Source organism: Acidovorax sp. GW821-FHT10E04, assembly GCF_059415185.1.
In genome coordinates this window covers 50,756-66,807 of record NZ_JBWKMT010000009.1, presented here as the reverse complement: position 1 = coordinate 66,807, position 16,052 = coordinate 50,756, and the positions used below count along the sequence as shown (strand labels likewise).

Annotated in this window: 16 protein-coding genes; 6 read left to right on the top strand and 10 right to left on the bottom strand. The window is 71.3% G+C overall.

What is annotated here, in order from left to right:
• Positions 1-200: 200 nt before the first annotated feature.
• Positions 201-1,322: a substrate-binding domain-containing protein gene (locus tag AC07OC_RS24480; RefSeq protein WP_218293774.1), complete on the bottom strand. Its 1,122-nt coding sequence runs from the start codon at positions 1,320-1,322 to the stop codon at positions 201-203.
• Positions 1,323-1,372: 50 nt separating this feature from the next.
• On the opposite strand from AC07OC_RS24480, the gene AC07OC_RS24475 reads away from it, so the two are divergent.
• Genes AC07OC_RS24475 through AC07OC_RS24460 form a run of 4 tightly spaced genes read left to right on the top strand, consistent with a single transcriptional unit; the run spans position 1,373 to position 4,508 of the window.
• Positions 1,373-2,110: an ABC transporter permease gene (locus tag AC07OC_RS24475; RefSeq protein ID WP_218293776.1), complete on the top strand. Its 738-nt coding sequence runs from the start codon at positions 1,373-1,375 to the stop codon at positions 2,108-2,110.
• Entirely contained in the window at positions 2,107-2,835 is a 729-nt protein-coding gene (locus AC07OC_RS24470; RefSeq protein ID WP_218341672.1) for an ABC transporter ATP-binding protein, read from the top strand. Before AC07OC_RS24475 ends, AC07OC_RS24470 begins: the two co-directional genes overlap by 4 nt.
• Positions 2,832-3,659 (top strand): ABC transporter substrate-binding protein, encoded by an 828-nt coding sequence (locus AC07OC_RS24465; protein WP_492808317.1) that lies wholly within the window; start codon positions 2,832-2,834, stop codon positions 3,657-3,659. Before AC07OC_RS24470 ends, AC07OC_RS24465 begins: the two co-directional genes overlap by 4 nt.
• A gap of 9 nt (positions 3,660-3,668) precedes the next feature.
• Complete coding sequence (locus AC07OC_RS24460; RefSeq protein WP_218293782.1) at positions 3,669-4,508, top strand: molybdate ABC transporter substrate-binding protein; 840 nt, start codon at positions 3,669-3,671, stop codon at positions 4,506-4,508.
• Positions 4,509-4,623: 115 nt separating this feature from the next.
• On the opposite strand, the gene AC07OC_RS24455 is transcribed toward AC07OC_RS24460, so the two are convergent.
• From AC07OC_RS24455 to modA, 8 genes are all read right to left on the bottom strand, one after another.
• On the bottom strand, positions 4,624-6,321 hold the full coding sequence (locus AC07OC_RS24455; RefSeq protein ID WP_218293784.1) for an ABC1 kinase family protein: 1,698 nt from the start codon (positions 6,319-6,321) through the stop codon (positions 4,624-4,626).
• A gap of 13 nt (positions 6,322-6,334) precedes the next feature.
• Positions 6,335-6,811, bottom strand: coding sequence for a DUF2269 family protein (locus AC07OC_RS24450; RefSeq protein WP_218293786.1), 477 nt, complete (start codon positions 6,809-6,811; stop codon positions 6,335-6,337).
• Positions 6,808-7,206: a DoxX-like family protein gene (locus AC07OC_RS24445; RefSeq protein WP_218294431.1), complete on the bottom strand. Its 399-nt coding sequence runs from the start codon at positions 7,204-7,206 to the stop codon at positions 6,808-6,810. The genes AC07OC_RS24450 and AC07OC_RS24445 overlap by 4 nt, the downstream gene beginning before the upstream one ends.
• The gene (locus AC07OC_RS24440; RefSeq protein WP_492808315.1) at positions 7,206-8,342 is read right to left on the bottom strand and encodes a saccharopine dehydrogenase family protein; all 1,137 of its coding nucleotides are present in this window, start codon (positions 8,340-8,342) and stop codon (positions 7,206-7,208) included. The genes AC07OC_RS24445 and AC07OC_RS24440 overlap by 1 nt, the downstream gene beginning before the upstream one ends.
• A 160-nt stretch (positions 8,343-8,502) precedes the next feature.
• Positions 8,503-10,209 (bottom strand): EAL domain-containing protein, encoded by a 1,707-nt coding sequence (locus AC07OC_RS24435; protein WP_492808313.1) that lies wholly within the window; start codon positions 10,207-10,209, stop codon positions 8,503-8,505.
• A gap of 95 nt (positions 10,210-10,304) precedes the next feature.
• The gene (gene modC, locus AC07OC_RS24430) at positions 10,305-11,408 is read right to left on the bottom strand and encodes a molybdenum ABC transporter ATP-binding protein (protein ID WP_218341668.1); all 1,104 of its coding nucleotides are present in this window, start codon (positions 11,406-11,408) and stop codon (positions 10,305-10,307) included.
• Positions 11,409-11,419: 11 nt separating this feature from the next.
• On the bottom strand, positions 11,420-12,103 hold the full coding sequence (modB, locus tag AC07OC_RS24425) for a molybdate ABC transporter permease subunit (protein ID WP_218293791.1): 684 nt from the start codon (positions 12,101-12,103) through the stop codon (positions 11,420-11,422).
• A gap of 75 nt (positions 12,104-12,178) precedes the next feature.
• Positions 12,179-12,886 carry a molybdate ABC transporter substrate-binding protein gene (gene modA / locus AC07OC_RS24420; protein ID WP_255591847.1) on the bottom strand — a complete coding sequence of 236 codons (708 nt, stop codon included), beginning with the start codon at positions 12,884-12,886 and terminating at the stop codon, positions 12,179-12,181.
• A 309-nt stretch (positions 12,887-13,195) separates the two neighbouring features.
• Here modA and AC07OC_RS24415 point away from each other — a divergent pair, with 309 nt between their 5' ends.
• Positions 13,196-14,011 (top strand): TOBE domain-containing protein, encoded by an 816-nt coding sequence (locus AC07OC_RS24415; RefSeq protein WP_218341666.1) that lies wholly within the window; start codon positions 13,196-13,198, stop codon positions 14,009-14,011.
• A 170-nt stretch (positions 14,012-14,181) separates the two neighbouring features.
• Here AC07OC_RS24415 and AC07OC_RS24410 read toward each other — a convergent pair whose 3' ends face one another.
• Positions 14,182-15,363, bottom strand: a complete 1,182-nt coding sequence (locus tag AC07OC_RS24410; protein ID WP_494602457.1) for a helix-turn-helix domain-containing protein — start codon at positions 15,361-15,363, stop codon at positions 14,182-14,184.
• 205 nt (positions 15,364-15,568) lie between these two features.
• On the opposite strand from AC07OC_RS24410, the gene AC07OC_RS24405 reads away from it, so the two are divergent.
• Positions 15,569-16,039, top strand: a complete 471-nt coding sequence (locus AC07OC_RS24405; RefSeq protein WP_218293798.1) for a (2Fe-2S)-binding protein — start codon at positions 15,569-15,571, stop codon at positions 16,037-16,039.
• Positions 16,040-16,052 lie beyond the last annotated feature (13 nt).

Genomic DNA, 16,052 nt, shown 5'->3' with positions numbered 1-16,052 from the left:
GCGCATCCTACCCCTTCGCCGCTGAAGAAAGCCTGACGCGCGGACATGGGGTTTTCCTCAGGGGGGCGGGCGTCTGCCCCTCTTTCTCCTGCCTTTTTTCTCCGGTGTCCGCCCACCGCGCCGTCTCCCGGCGGGCCTGCTGTCCAGGCCTCCTGTGGATTCGGAGTCGCTTCAGCGGACTCCCGGGCCCCTTCCGTCCCTCAGGCCGTGGCGCGTGCCCGGCGCTTGGGGCGGGCAAAGCGCCACCAGGGCAGCACGGTGCTCATGGCCAGGACTTCGCCGCAGTGCAGGGGGGTGTAGCCCGGCAGGGCCCCCAGCCGCTCCAGCCATTCGGGGGTCTGCAGCAGCGCGCGCAGCGCCTGCGTGGCGGGCTGGTCCAGGCTGGCCTTGAGGCATGCCAGGTGGTAGCGCTCGTGCACCAGCGGCACGAAGCCCAGTCCGCGCGCCCGCGCGGCCAGCTCGATGCCCATGCCCACGTCCGCGGCACCCGCGGCCACGGCCTGCGCCACCGCCGTGTGAGAGGGTTCGTTGAGCGCATAGCCCGCGATGGAGGTGGCCCCGATCCCGGCTTGCGCGAGCAGGTCGTCGAGCAGCACGCGCGTGCCGGTGCCCAGCGGCCGGTTCACGAAGCGGGCCCCGGTGCGGGCGATGTCGTCCAGGCCGTGCAGCGCCAGCGGGTTGCCGGGTGCGACGATGAGGCCCTGGGTGCGCTGGGCAAAGCCGATGATCTTGTGCAGCCCGGGCTGCAGCAGGGGCTGGTAGGTGCGTGCCGTCAGGGAGTCCGCCTTGGCGTTGTCCACGGTGTGAAAGCCCGCCAGCGTGCAGCGCCCTTCGTTCAACGCGCGGATGGCATCCACGCTGCCGGTGAAGCGGATGTCCAGATGCAGCGCGCCCGTTCCGCCGTGCGCCGCGGCATGGGCGCGCAGCGCGGCCAGCGCGTCGTCATGGCTGGCGTACAGGGTGAGCACATGGGCGTGGGGGTCGAAGGCCACGGCGAATGCGCGTTCCAGGTCGGCGTGCAGCGCGGCGATCTGCGGCGCGAGCCGTGCCTGGGCCTGCCGCTCCGCCCACAGCAGCTTGGCGCCGAACTCGCTGAGCTGCGCCGACTGGCCCTTGCCCCAGATGATGAGTTCGCCGCCCAGCTGGTCCTCCCAGCGCTTGAGGGCCCCCCAGACGTGGCGGTAGGACAGGCCCAGCCCCCGCGCCGCGCCGGAGATGGACCCGTGCTCCGCCACCGCCTGCAGCAGTTCGGGCAGCGGGTTGCGGATCAGCGCGTTGCCGGCATCGCGGCTGAGTGTGTAGTGAAGTTGGACCCTATGCACGGGAGTTCATATCGCTGGATATTGGTTGGGTGCCTACGATAGCCGAACCCATGTCCACACTCTCGGAAAGCGCGAGCACAGCGCTGCAACTCACACTCTCGTCCGACCCCGTCCTGTGGACCATCGTGGGCCGCTCCCTGTCGGTCAGCGCCACGGCGTGCCTTCTTGCCTGCGGCGTGGGCCTGGTGCTGGGCGCCTGGCTTGGCGTGGCCCGCTTCGCCGGGCGCGGCGCCGCGCTGGCGGTGCTCAACACCTTGCTGGCGGTGCCGTCGGTGGTGGTGGGGCTGGTGGTGTACCTGGTGCTCTCGCGCAGCGGGCCGCTGGGCTCGCTGGGCTGGCTCTTCAGCTTCAAGGCCATGGTGCTGGCGCAGGCCATCCTGGTGTTGCCGGTGGTCACGGCGCTCACGCGCCAGGTCGTGGAGGATGCCGAGCGCGCGCATGGCGAACAGCTGCGCTCCATGGGCGCCGGCCCGCTGCTGCGCGCCCTGCTGCTGGCGTGGGACGAGCGCTACGCCCTGCTGACGGTGCTGCTGGCATCGTTTGGCCGCGCGATCTCGGAGGTGGGCGCGGTGATGATCGTGGGCGGCAACATCGACGGCTTCACGCGCGTGATGACCACCGCCATCGCCCTGGAGACCAGCAAGGGCGACCTGCCCCTGGCGCTGGCGCTGGGCATCATCCTGCTGGCCGTGGTGCTGGCGCTCAATGTGCTGATCGCCCTGGTGCGCCGCTGGCGCGAACGGGTGGACGGCTCTGCATCCAGCACCCCCGTGGGGGTGGCGGCATGAGCGGGCCCTTGGCAAACCCCTGGGTCGATCTGCGCCAGGTGACCGTGCGCTACGGCCACGTGCAGGCGCTGGACCGTGTCACGCTGCGCATCACCCCCGGCGAGCGCGTGGCGCTGGTGGGCGCCAACGGCAGCGGCAAAAGCACGCTGCTGCGCGTGCTCAACGGCCTGGCCGATGCCAGCGGGGGGGGCCTGCAGTGCGATGCCGCGCTGCGCCAGGCCATGCTGTTCCAGCGCCCGCACATGCTGCGCACCAGCGCACGGAACAACGTGGCGCTGGCCCTGTGGCTGCGGGGCGTGCGGTGGCGCGATGCGCGAGTCACGGCGCTCACGGCGCTGCAGCGCGTGGGGCTGCGGGACATCGCCGCGCAGAACGCGCGCACCCTGTCGGGGGGGCAGCAGCAACGCGTGGCGCTGGCCCGCGCCTGGGCGCTGCGGCCCGACGTGCTGCTGCTGGACGAACCCACCGCCAGCCTCGACCCGCATGCCAAGCGCGAGGTCGAGGCCCTGATGGCCGACTTTGCCGCCAGCCACAGCGCGGCAGGCCCGGCGCACCCCGTGACCATGGTGTTCAGCAGCCACAACCTGGGCCAGGTCAAGCGCCTGGCCAGCCGCGTGATCTACATGGAGCATGGCCGCCTGGTGGCCGACCTGCCGGTGCACGATTTCTTCAACGGCCCCCTGCCGGAGGCCGCCCGTCTGTTTGTCAAAGGAGAGCTGGTATGACGAGTTTCAAGCCTTTTCGCGCTGCAGCGCCGGTACCCAAAGCGCTGGTAGCTATTGTTTTGGTAGCGTCTGGTTCCGCGTTTGCGCAGAGCATCACCATGGCGTCCACCACCTCCACGGAGCAGTCGGGCCTGTTCGGCTACCTGCTGCCCGAGTTCAAGAAGGCCACCGGGCTCGATACCAAGGTGGTGGCGCTGGGCACGGGGCAGGCGCTGGACATGGCGCGCCGGGGCGATGCCGACGTGCTGTTCGTGCACGATCAGGCGGCCGAGGAAAAGTTCGTGGCCGATGGCTGGGGCGTGAAGCGCTATCCCGTGATGTACAACGACTTCATCCTGATCGGCCCCAGGAACGACCCGGTGGGCACCAAGGGCAAGGACATCGTGCAAGCCCTGCAGAAGTTGTCCGCGGCCAACGGCGGCTTCATCTCGCGCGGCGACAAGAGCGGCACCCACGCGGCCGAGCTGCGCTACTGGAAGCTCGCGGGCGCCGACGCCACCAAGGGCAGCGGCTACAAGGAATGCGGCTGCGGCATGGGGCCCGCGCTCAACATCGCGGCATCGAGCGGCGCCTACGTGCTGGCCGACCGGGGCACCTGGCTCAACTTCAAGAACCGCGCCGACCTGGCCATCCTGGTCGAGGGCGACACCAAGCTCTTCAACCAGTACGGCGTGATGGTGGTGAACCCCGCCAAACACCCGCACGTGAAGGCGCAGGACGCGCAGAAGTTCGTGGACTGGGTGGTGTCGCCCGCGGGTCAGGCCGCCATCGCCAGCTACAAGATTGGCGGCGAGCAGCTGTTCTTCCCGAACGCAGCCCCGTGAGAACGCGCCATGGAGCACCGCGTGAGGACGGCGGCCTTGGCCGCGGCCGTGGTTTGTGTGCTGGCCCTGCCGCTGGCGGGCTGTTCCACGGTGGCTGCCGAGGCCTTGGGCGCTGAAAAGGCACCCGTGCAGGTCTATGCCGCCGGCAGCCTGCGCGAGGCCTTCACCGAGATCGCGCGCGACCATGAAGCCCGCACCGGCCAGAAGGTGGCGCTGACCTTCGGGGCCTCGGGCCTGCTGCGCGAGCGCATCGAGAAGGGCGAGGCGGCCCAGGTCTTTGCCTCGGCCGACACCGACCATCCCGAGCGCCTGGCGGCCCGGGGCGGCTGGCGGGCGCCGGTGGTGTTCACGCGCAATGCGCTGTGTGCGCTGACCAGCGAACAGATCAGCGCCACCCCCGGCACCTTGCTGGCCACCTTGCTGCGCAGTGACGTGCGCGTGGGCACGTCCACGCCCAAGGCCGACCCGTCGGGCGACTACGCCTGGGCGCTGTTCCGCCAGGCCGACAAGATTCAGCCGGGCGCCTATGCCCAGCTGGATGCCAAGGCCCTGAAGCTCACGGGGGGCGCGGACTCGCCCAAGCCGCCCGCCGGCCGGGGCACTTACGCATGGGTGATGGACCAGCGCCAGGCCGATGTGTTTCTGACCTATTGCACGAACGCGGTGGCCGCGCAGGCCGAGGTGCCGCGCTTGCGGGTGGTGCAACTGCCCCCCGCGCTGCAGGTGGGGGCCGCCTATGGCATGGCGGTGCGCGCCGATGCCCCCGCTGCGGCGCAGGCGTTTGCCACCGCGCTGCGGCAACCGGCGGCGCAGGCCGTGCTGCGGCGGCTGGGGTTCGGGCCGCCCTGACAACCGAATCCGAATGCGTCGGTCGGTGGTTGCTGGGTACACACGCCATGCCCGCCCGCCTGGTGGGGTGGGCATGGCGTGTGTTTTTTTCCGGTGCCGCCGGGGGCCGCCGTGTTCAGTCGTCGTCGCGGTGGTGGCTGCTGCGCCAGATGGCGCGCACCAGCCACAGGCCGCAGACCACCGCGCCGAAGAATCCGAGAAACCCGAAAGCCGGCAGGCCGAACAGCGTGGGTCCGCCCTTGACGGTCATCACGATGGACGAGCCGATGATCAGCGCGGCAATCACCAGCGCCATCGCGAGCCGGTTGGCCGAACGGTCGATCTGGTCGCCCACGCGCTTGAGGTGGGCCAGCTCGATGCCCACCTGAAAATGCCCGCGCCGCGCATTGCGCAGCAGCCGCGCGACATCGTCGGGCAACTGCTCCACGGTCGATAGCGCGCGCCGCAGCGTCCACCAGGCGCGGCCCGCCAGCGCCCGGGGGTGGTAGCGGTCGCGCGCCACCTGCTGGAGCAGGGGCAGGGCCTCGGTGGCCATGTGGAAGTCCGGGTCCAGGTTGCGGCCCATGCCTTCGAGGGAGATGAAGGCCTTGATCAGCAGCGCCAGGTCCGCCGGCAGGCCCAGGTGGTGTTCGCGCAGGATGGCGGTCACGTCGGCCAGCATCTGGCCCAGGCTCAGCTGCGCCAGCGGCACGCCGTGGTACTGGTCCACGAAGGCCTCCACCTCGGTCTCCAGCTGGCCCAGGTTGACGCCGTGTTCATCGCCCGTCCAGTCCAGCAGCACATCGGCCACCGCCTGCGGCTGGTGCTCCACCAGGCCCAGCAGCAACTGCAGCAGCTCTTCGCGCCGGCGCTGCGACAGGCGGCCCACCATGCCAAAGTCGATGAAGGCAATGCGGTTGCCCGGCAGGTAGAACACGTTGCCCGGATGTGGGTCGGCATGGAAGAGTCCATCCTCCACGATCATCTTGAGCACGGCTTGCGCGCCGCGCCGGGCGAGCACCGAGCGGTCGAATCCGGCTTCGGGTACCAGCGCCCCCAGCGCGCCGCCTGGCGTTCCGTCGATGAAGTCCTGCACATTCAGGCGCTCGCGGGTGTGCTCCCAGTACACGCGCGGGATCACGATGTGGGGCAGCTGCGCCAGGTTCAGCGCGATGCGCTCGGCCTGCCGGCATTCGCCGGCCAGGTCCAACTCGCGGCGCAGGGAGCGCGCGAACTCGCGCACCAGCTGCTGCGGCCGGTAAGGCTTCAGCGCAGGCAGTTCGGCCTCCGCCAGCGCGGCCAGGCGCAGCAGCAGGCGCAGGTCGGCGTGGATGGTGTCGGCAATGCCGGGGCGGCGGATCTTGACGATCACCTCGGTACCATCGCGCAGCCGCGCGCGGTGCACCTGCGCGATGGAGGCCGCGGCCAGCGGCGTGGCGTCGAACCAGGCGAACACCTCTTCCGGCTCGGCCCCCAGGTCTTCCCGCAGTTGCGGGCGCAGCACATCGAGGGGCACGGCGGGCACCTGGCTGTGCAGCTTTTCAAACTCGGCGATCCACTCGGGGCCGAAGAGGTCCGCGCGGCCCGCCAGGATCTGCCCGAACTTCACGAACGCAGGCCCCAGTTCTTCCAGTGCCAGCCGCACCTGGGCGGGTGGCTCGACGCGGGCCAGGTCGGCGGCATGCGCCCAGTGCAGGGCCTGGCCGGCGCGTTCGAGCCTGTCGGCCAGGCCGAGGCGGCGCACGGTGTCGCCAAAGCCATGGCGCACCATCACACCCAGAATTTCCTTCAGGCGCCCCAGGTCGCGCGCCGTGTCCAGGGTCTCTATGAGCATGGGGCGATGATAGTCAGAACGCCAGCGCAGGCTTGTTCACCATCAGGTAGAACACCACCGCCATGGCCGCGAAGGCGGGGTAGCCCAGCGCCTCCCACCGGCGTGCATAGCGCCAGTACCGCGCGGGCGGGGCGCTGCCGCTGCGCGCCGCCTCCGCCGCCATGTCGCGCATGCGCAATTGCAGCCACACCACCGGCACCCAGCACGCACCGGCCACCGCGTAGAGCACGAGCGATGCGGCCAGCCACGGCGTGCTCCACGGCAGGCCCGCCATCGCGGCCATCGCCAGCCCCGTGGCCGGCTGGATGAAGACCGTGGGGGTGGTGAACCACCAGTCGGCGCGCACCACGAGGTGGCTGACCACGGCCTGCGCCTGCACGTTGCCGCTGCGGTTGGTGAAGAAGAGGTAGAACGCCGAGCCCAGCCCGGTGCCCACCAGCAGCACGCTGGAGACGATGTGAATCCACTTGAGGATGAGGTACAGGCTCATGGCGGGGGCGGCGAGGTGGTTGTGTCCTGCAGCAGCACCCACAGGATGGCGGCGATGGGCAGGTTCTTGGTGAGCGGCCCCAAGGGGTGCAGCCACCATGCGGGGTGGATGAGCGTGGCCAGCAGCGTCATGGCGGCCATCAGAAGCAGTGCGGCCGCATATGCGCAACGCCCGGGGCGCAACGCCAGCCACAGCCCCAGCACGAGGTCGGCAGCGGCCCCGGCCAGGATGAGGGCGGTGGGCAGCCACGGTGCACCACCGTCGGTCCACGCCCTGGGCAGGCCCGCCAGCAGCTCGCGGCTCTGGCCGTGGAGCTCCCACACGCTGGCGAAGGCGGTGGCCAGCCAGACCGCGACCAGGCTGTAGCGCAGCAGACGGTGTTGCGGCGGCGCCATCATGGTGGCGCGGGCTCCTCGACCACATCCGTCTGCATGCCCCATCGTGCGAATTCGGGGGCGAAGGCCTCCAGCGGGAGGAGTCCGGTGCTGGTATGGGCGCCGGTCGGCAGGGGATGCCCGGCGGCGAGCCGCCGGGCGAGCAGGATCGCGGCCATGCAGGGGATCTCGGGGCCGTGGTCGTGGTCTGCCGCGATGTGCCAGGCCCGGCGGCACGGCTGGCCCTGGGCACCGGTGCCCGCCGCGCGCACCACCATGCCCCCCAGCGGAGTGCCCAGGAAATCGAGCACGCCCCCGGTGTGGTGCATCAGGCCCGCCAGCATCTCGGGGCGGGGCAGGATGCCCCAGCCGCGCAGCGCGGCGATGGCGGCGAAGGTGCGCTGCGCTAGGCCGACTTCCAGCGCGGCGCGGAAGGTGACGCGGTCGGTGGCCTGGTAGTGCGCGGGAAAAATCTCGAGGTCCGGGATGTCGCATACCGCGCCCAGGCGCGGCCGCAGGCGGTGGAACTGGACGCGGCTGGGTTGCGCCCAGCCGCGCCGGGGCTGCCAGCGCCCGCCCTCCCACACGGGAATGGGCAGGCCGCAGTAGCTCAGCACCGCGGCCAGCGTGGCCTGCCCGCGCGGCGCGCGCTGCGCGGGGGCGATGCAGATGTCGATGCTGTCGATGCGCTGCCAGCCCGCGCACAGGTGGTCGATGACGGCCGAGGACAGCGCCGGCACCGTGCTGGCGCCCGTGACGGCCGTGCGCTGCGCGGCGGTGAACGGGCCGTGCATGGCGGCAGGGAAATCGCACACGAATCGGCGGCCGTCGGCCAGGTCGACGTAGTGCGCCCCCGCCTCGGCGGCGGCCCGGGCCACGCCGTAGCCCTGTGCCTGGAACGGCCCGGCCGTGTGGATGACCAGGCCCACGCCCCACTGGCGCAGCGTGGCGGCCAGGCCGGGTGCCTGGTGGTCCAGCGCCACGCCCCGGGCTCCATGCCCGAGCGTGCCGGCCAACGCCTGGGCGCGTGCCGCGTCACGGCCCGCCACCAGCAGCACCATGTGGCCCGCCGTGGCGGGGTCGCCGGCCAGCGCGCGGCAGATGCGCGCGCCGAAGTTGCCGTAGCCGCCGAGGACCAGGGTGGTGAGTGCCGTCACGGGTGGTGCATGTCCAGGAGAAGAGGGGGTGAAAGGAGAAGGGCAGGCGCCAGGCCGGGTGGCTGGCGGCGTTTCCGGCGGCGCGCGGTGCGTTCGCATTCCCTGCTGGCGCGCTCCCGCGCGGTTGCGGCGGGGTGCGGGGGGGCCGCCTTGGGGGTGGTCATGTTCCGGGCACCCAGGGCGCCGGGCCCCGCGCGGAGGCCGTGGGCGCGCGCGCCGCCGTCGCGGTACCCTTCGCGGGCACCAGCTCCTGCAGCGCGGCACGCCGGGGCTGCATCTGCGTTTCGTGCCAGGCGGGCACGTCCGCCGCGGGCATGGGGCGGCTGTACACATAGCCCTGGATGCCGTGCAGGCCCACCGACCGCAGGATGCGCAGTTCCTCTGCCGTTTCAACGCCCTCCACCACCACGGACAGCCCAAACTCCTGCGCCAGCGTGCCGATGTGCCGCAGCAGCGACTGGCGGCGCCGGTCCTTCGGCAGCTGCTGCACGAACAGGCGGTCGCATTTGATGCCGGCGATCGGCAGGTCGGCCAGCATGCCCAATGACGAGTAGCCCGTGCCAAAGTCGTCCATCACCACCGCCACGCCCAGGGTGCGCAGGCGCTGCATCGCGGCCACCATCTGCGCGCCCAGCGCGATGATGGCGTGCTCCGTCAGCTCGAGCTTGAGCGCGCGGGGCGGCAGGGCGCGCTGGGCCAGTTCGCCGCGCAGCCAGGGCACGAAGCTGTCTTCCAGCAGCGTGAGGGGCGCCACGTTCACGCTGATGGTGACGTCGTGCAGGCCCTGGGCCTGCCAGGACTTCACGCAGTCGAGCGCGTTGGCCAGGATGGTGCGGTCCACTTCGACCGTCCGGCCCTGCAGTTCGCACACCAGCAGGAACATCTCGGGGTTGATGGGCCCCAGGGTCTTGTCGGTGATGCGCAGCAGCGCCTCGAACTGCACGCCCTGCTGCCGGAAGTCCAGGATGGGCTGGAAGTGCAGCGCCAGCCGTTGCGGCCGCAGCAGGCTGGGCAGGTGGTCGGCGATGAGCGACAGCTGCATGTCGCGCTCGGGGTTCTGGGCCATGTTGGATACCCGCATCATCGACAGGCCCCTGCGCAGCAACTGCTGGCGGCCGGTGTCAAACCGCATGTTGCTCAGCTGTTCCATGGCCAGGGCGATGCCGAACACCAGCACGATGCCGAGCAGCGCATGGCTCTCGGGTTCGCCGCGTGGCGTGCGGGCGTGCAGGGCAAAGGTGTTGACCAGCAGCCAGTGCAGCAGCAGGATCGCGGCCCCGCACAGCACCTTCTCGTCCCACGACTGGCGGCGGTAGCGGGGGGTGAGCACGCTCAGCCTGGCCGAGCGGTGGCGCATGGACGTGACGGTGGCGATGCCCATGGCGATGGCGAAGGCCAGCGCGATGGCCGTCCAGTTCACCGAGGCGAAGTCCTGCACCTGGTCCCGCGTGATCGTGAAATGCGCCACCAGCATGCCGACGGCCAGGCACAGCCCCGCCACCGCGATGCGCGCCTTGCTGGCACCGGTGCTGAGCGTGGGAATCGTCAGGCGCGCGCTGACCACCATGATGATCAGCCCGCTCAGGGCGGGCACCAGGTCCAGCGCCGCGGCGTGGTGCGCCAGTTCCGCATACATGAACAGGCCGACCACATCGAGCGCCCAGACGATGCAGCCGATGCACAGGGCCGCGTGCGACGCGCTGATGCGCCGGCTGGACGGATCGACCGAAAATGCCGTGTGCTCCACCAGCCGCTGGCAGACATGCACCACCAGCGACGCGAACAGCCAGAACAGCAGGCACTGGAGCAGCGGCGGAAACCCCACCGCGAACGCCTGCGCTGCGTTGTGCCAGATTGAAACCACCATGTCCCGCCCTCGTTGTGGAGGGGCATCATACGACCGTTGGGCGGCCGGTCCGGCGCCTCGCGGCACATCCCTGGACAGTGTCGGCTGTCCGACACTCAGTTGACGATGGCGATGCCCTTGACCTGCGCGAAGACCGCCTTGCCGGGCGCCAGCGCCAGTGCCTGGGCCGAGCGCTGGGTGATGCGCGCCAGCAGCCGCGTGGGCCCCAGATCCAGCGCCACCATGAGCTGCCCGGGGCTGTCCTCGGCGACCTGGGCCACGGTGGCGGGCAGGACGTTGAGGATGCTCGTGTGTGCCGGTTCGGTGAGCGCCAGGCTCACGTCGCGTGCCTGCACGCGCAGGCGGATGGGCTCCCCGGCCGCGCGCGCCACCGGGCTCACCAGCAGCAGCCGCCGCCCCGCGAACGCCACCGTGGTGACATGGTCGTCCGGGTCGTGCCCGAGCACCTCGCCGTCGATCACCGTGGCCGCCGCATCGCCATGGGCCAGGGGCAGGTCCAGCCTGACGATGAGCTCGTGGGTGCTGCCCTGGGCCTGCACCCGGCCCGCCTGCATCAGCACCATGTGGCCCGCCAGCCGGGCCACCTCGTCGATGGAGTGGCTGACGTAGAGCACCGGGATGTCCAGCGTGCGGTGCAGGCGCTCCAGGTAAGGCAGCACCTCGGCCTTGCGCTGTGCGTCCAGCGCGGCCAGGGGTTCATCCATCAGCAGCAGGCGCGGACTGGTGGCCAGGGCGCGGGCCATCGCCACGCGCTGGCGTTCGCCGCCCGACAGCGCATGGGGCTTGCGGTCCATCAGCGGGCCGATGCCCAGCAGCTCCACGGCCTGCTCCAGCGCCACCTTGCGGCGCGCGGCGGGCGTACGCCGCAGGCCATAGCCGATGTTGCCGCGCACGCTCAGGTGGTCGAACAGGCTGGCTTCCTGGAACACATAGCCCAGCGCGCGCTCGTGCGTGGCGCGCCAGACCCGCAGCGCATCGTCCTGCCACACCTCGCCGTTGACTTCCACCCGGCCCGGTTGCGCCCGCGCCAGCCCGGCGACGGCGCGCAGGCAGGTGGTCTTGCCGCAGCCCGAGGGCCCGAACAGGGCCGTCACGCCACGCCCCGGCAGGCGCAGGTCCACGTCCAGCGTGAAGCCGGGGCGCTCCAGCTTCAGCCGGGCGGTGATCTGCGGGGGGAGCGTCTCGTCCTGGGGTGCCATCGCGCCGGCCCTCATTGCACCATGGACGCCGGCCGGTGCCGCGTGAGGTTCAGCCCCAGCAGTACGACGAACGAGAACAGCACCATGCCGCCGGCCAGCCAGTGGGCCTGCGTGTATTCCAGCGCCTCCACATGGTCGTAAATTTGCACGGACACCACGCGCGTCACGCCGGGGATGTTGCCGCCCAGCATCAGCACCACGCCAAACTCGCCCACCGTGTGGGCGAAGCTCAGGATGGCGGCGGTCACGAAGCCCGGGCGCGCGAGCGGCAGCGCCACGGTGAAAAAACGGTCCATGGGCCCGGCGCCAAGCGTGGCGGCGGCTTCCAGCGGGCGCTGGCCGATGGCCTCGAACGCGTGCTGCAGCGGCTGCACCGCGAAGGGCAGCGAGTAGATGAGCGAGCCCGCCACCAGCCCCCAGAAAGTGAAGGGCAGCGTGCCCAGCCCCAGCGACTGCGTGAACTGGCCCACCGGGCCGTGGGGGCCCATCGTGACCAGCAGGTAAAAGCCGATCACCGTGGGCGGCAGCACCAGCGGCAGCGCCACCACGGCCGACACCGGGCCCCGCCAGCGCGACGGCGTGTGCGCCAGCCACCAGGCCAGCGGCGTGCCCAGCACCAGCAGCAGTGCCATGGTGGTGCCCGCCAGGCGCAGCGTGAGGCCGATGGCCGCAAGGTCGGCGCTGGAAAAAGGCATGGATAGCTGAAAAGCGGATGGGGAGGTGGAGGGAAATCGCCGGGGCCGCGGCGCCGGCGCGTGCGGGCCGCCGGCTCAGAAACTATAGCCGTAGGACCTGATGATGGCGCGTGCCTTGTCGCCGCGCAGGTACTGGAGCAGTGCCGCGGCGGCGGCGCTGTCCTTGCCGGGGGTGAGCAGGGCCGCGTCCTGGCGGATGGGTTCGTGCAGTTCGGCCGGCACCTGCCATGCGGACCCGCCCGTGATCTTGCCATCGGCCATCACCTGCGACAGCGCCACGAAGCCCAGCTGCGCATTGCCCGTGGAGACGAACTGGTAGGTCTGGGCAATGTTCTCGCCCTGCACGAAGCGCGGCTGCAGCCGCGCGGTGACGCCCAGCTTGTCCATCACCTGCATCGCGGCCAGGCCGTAGGGGGCAAGCTTGGGGTTGGCGATGGCCAGGTGCTTGAAGTCGCCGGTCTTGAGCACGGCGCCCTGAGCGTCCACGGTGCCGGGCTGCGCGCTCCACAGCACCAGCGTGCCGATGGCATAGGTGAAGCGCGAGTTGGCGACGGCCTTGCCTTCCTTCTCCAGCCTGGCGGGGGTGGTGTCATCGGCCGCCAGCAGGATCTGGAACGGCGCACCGTTGGTGATCTGTGCATGGAACTTGCCCGTGGCGCCGAAGGACAGCTCCGCCTTGTGGCCGGTGTCGGCCTCAAACGCCGCGGCGATCTTCTGCATGGGGGCGGTGAAGTTGGCGGCCACGGCGACCGACACGCTGTCGGCATGGGCGGCCTGAAACATCGCAAGGCAGATGGCGGTGGCGGCAAGGGAGCGGGGCACAGGAATGAAGCGGAACGGCATGGCGGCGTGGCGCAGGTGCGCTATTCATTAATGGAATAGCGAGAGTATATGAAGCCACGGCGGCCCGGCGCCTGGCGGCAGAAAAAATCGCATCCCGGACATGCACTGGCGAGAGATGTCCCTGCGCCAGGTCAACAGGCGGGTCCGTTGCCACTGCCGCGTTGCGCCGGGGCGCGAAGGCGGGGCGGGGGTGGTGCGCCGTCCGGTCAGAATCCCATGCCGGCCCTGGCCACCAATCCGATCTTCACCATGCCTTCCTCCCTTTCCATTTCTTCCGCGCTGACCCACGCCCTCACCGACAAGCGCATCGACATCCTGCGGCAGATCGGCGCCACGGGCTCGATCTCGCAGGCGGCCCGGGTGGTGGGGGTGAGCTACAAGGCGGCCTGGCAGGCGGTGGACACCCTGACCAACCTCGCGGGCAGCGCGCTGGTGGCGCGGGCCGTGGGTGGGGCGGGGGGCGGCGGGGCGCGGCTGACCGAGGCGGGGCAGCAGTTGCTCGCCGCCGCCGATGCCATGGCCCAGGCGCGCGGCGCGGTGCTGTCGCGCTGGCAGGCCACGCCCCATGCCGGGCCCGCGCTGGCGCGGCTGGCCGTGCGCACCAGCATGCGCAACCAGTGGCCGTGCGTGGTGCGGCGGCTGGAGGTGCAGGGGCAGATCGTGCGGGTGCACCTGGCGCTGGAGACCGGGGAGGGCGGGGGGGGCGCCCCGGCGGCGGCCGTGCTCATCTCGCGGATCACGCGCGAGAGCGCCGAACTGCTGGGCCTGCAGCCCGGGCTGGCGGTGCAGGCACTGTGCAAGGCCACGGCGGTGCGGGTGGAACGCCTGGCGGGCCCGTGCACCGAGACCGGCACGCAGGGGACGGAGGAGCCCGCCCGCTGCCGCCTGCCGGCCAGGGCGGTGCGCGTGGTGCGCGGCGCGTCGGGCGACGAGGTGTCCGCCGAACTGGCCGCGGGGGTGCGGATGGTGGGTTTTGCCCCCGCGGGCAGCGGACTGCGCGCCGGCAGCAAGGTGGTGCTGGTCGTCGATGACAGCGCGGTGGTGCTGGCCCTGGCGGAGGTCTGAGGCGGGTGCAGGGCGGCCGCTGGGGGCCGCCGACAGGCATGCTGGCGGGATTGCTATTGTTTGAATAGCTGCAGCCGCTTGTGTGACAGGCGCGGTGCGGCATTTTCGTGCATGAACGCAGTCCTTGTGCCGGGCCTGGCTGCCTGCGTGCCGGGCCCGAAGACCCGCCCTCAGTGCCCCCTGTGCGCCCCCAGCTTGCGGTACACGGTGGCGCGGCTGATGCCCAGGGCGCGGGCTGCCTCCGCCACGTTGCCGCGGGCATCCTGCACCGCCTGGCGGATGAGGGCGGTTTCCGCCTCGCGCAGCGGCGCGGGGGCCGCTGCGCCGGCAAGGCGCGGCCCATTGGCGGGCAAGGTGGCCTGCGCGCCCGGGGGCGCGGCCGCGAGGCCGTGGACACCCGCCGCGCGCGTGCCGTGGTGCGCCAGCCCCTGCAGCCGCAGGCCGGACCACAGGGGCAGATCCAGCGGCCTGGCCGCGCCGCGCTGGCGGGCGGCGTCGAACAGCAGGGTCCAGGGCAGCGCGATGAGGTCACCGCAGTGCAACGGGCTGCCGGGCGCGCGCAGGGGCTGGGGCAGCAGCTGGCGGGCCACGCTGTTGCTGCCGAGCACATAGCCATCGCCATCCAGCGCCACCAGGCCGTCGCCTTCGGCGCCCAGCGGGCAGCCGGGCCAGTTCAGGCGCAGCAGCAACGCATGGGGCATGTGCAGCAGCAGCGCGTCTTCCATGGCGCGGGCCGAGCGCGCCACCAGGTGCCGCAGCTCGGGGCGCTCGGGCACGTCCACGCCGGTCAGGTCGAGCATGCCCATGCAGTGGCCGTGCGGATCGAACAGCGGCGCGCCCGCGCAGCTGTAGCTGGCGTTGTCGTCAAAGAAGTGTTCGCCCCGGTGCAGCCAGACGGGCTGCAGCTCGGCCAGCGCGGCGCCGATGGCCGTGGTGCCCACCGCGGCCTCCGAGAGGTCGATGCCCACGCGGCCGATGGCGCGGGCGCGCGGGTCGCGGCGGTCGAAGGTGCCCTGCACATCCACCACGATGCCGCGCGCATCGGTCAGGATGGCGAAGTAGCGCATGCCCGCGATGGCACGGGTGAGCTGTGCGAGCACCGGCCGCGCGGCCTGCAGCAGGGGGTGGTTCTGTTCCCGGCTGCGGCGCAGCGCGGGGGCGCTGACCATGTCGAACGCCACGTGCTGCGCGGGGCGCAGGCCCTGGGCCAGGCAGCGCTGCCACGATCGCGTGATCCAGGGCTCCACATCGGCGCGCGCGGGGGCCGCGCCATCGGCCAGCAGCGCATGGCGGGCCTGCGCGATCAGCGCGTGGCGGTCGGCGGCCGGCAACGGCGGTGCAGCGGAAAGCATCGGACAGACCCCTGGGACGTGGAAGGCGGAGCGGCGCGCGGAACGCCGTGCGCATGATGCGCCGGTGTGCGGCGCAACATGTTTCATTTTGAGAATATCCCGCGCGCACTCCCGTGAATCTAGGGTTCTCCCTAGGGGTGGGGCCGGGGGGCAGGCAGAAGATTCAACGGCCTATCCAGCCAAAACTCTTCCAGGAGACAGCCAGATGCAAGTCCAGTTCACGGTCAACGGGCGCGCTGCCAGCGTTGACGTCCCGCCCAACACCCTGCTTGTCCATGCGCTGCGAGAGCACCTGCTGCTCACCGGCACGCACGTGGGCTGCGACACCAGCCAGTGCGGCGCGTGCACCGTGCACGTGAACGGCCGCGCCGTGAAGTCCTGCGCCATGCTGGCCGTGCAGGCCCAGGGCGCCGAGGTGCAGACCATCGAAGGCCTGGCCGCCGCGGACGGCACCATGCACCCCATGCAGGCGGCGTTCAAGGAATGCCATGGCCTGCAGTGCGGCTTCTGCACGCCGGGCATGGTGATGAGCGCGGTGGACCTGTGCAAGCACCATCCCCAGGCGAACGAAGGCGAGATCCGCGAGCTGCTCGAAGGCAACATCTGCCGCTGCACCGGCTACCAGAACATCGTGCGCGCGGTGCAGGTCGGCCAAAAAGCCATGGCATCGGCATAAAAAGGAGAACGAC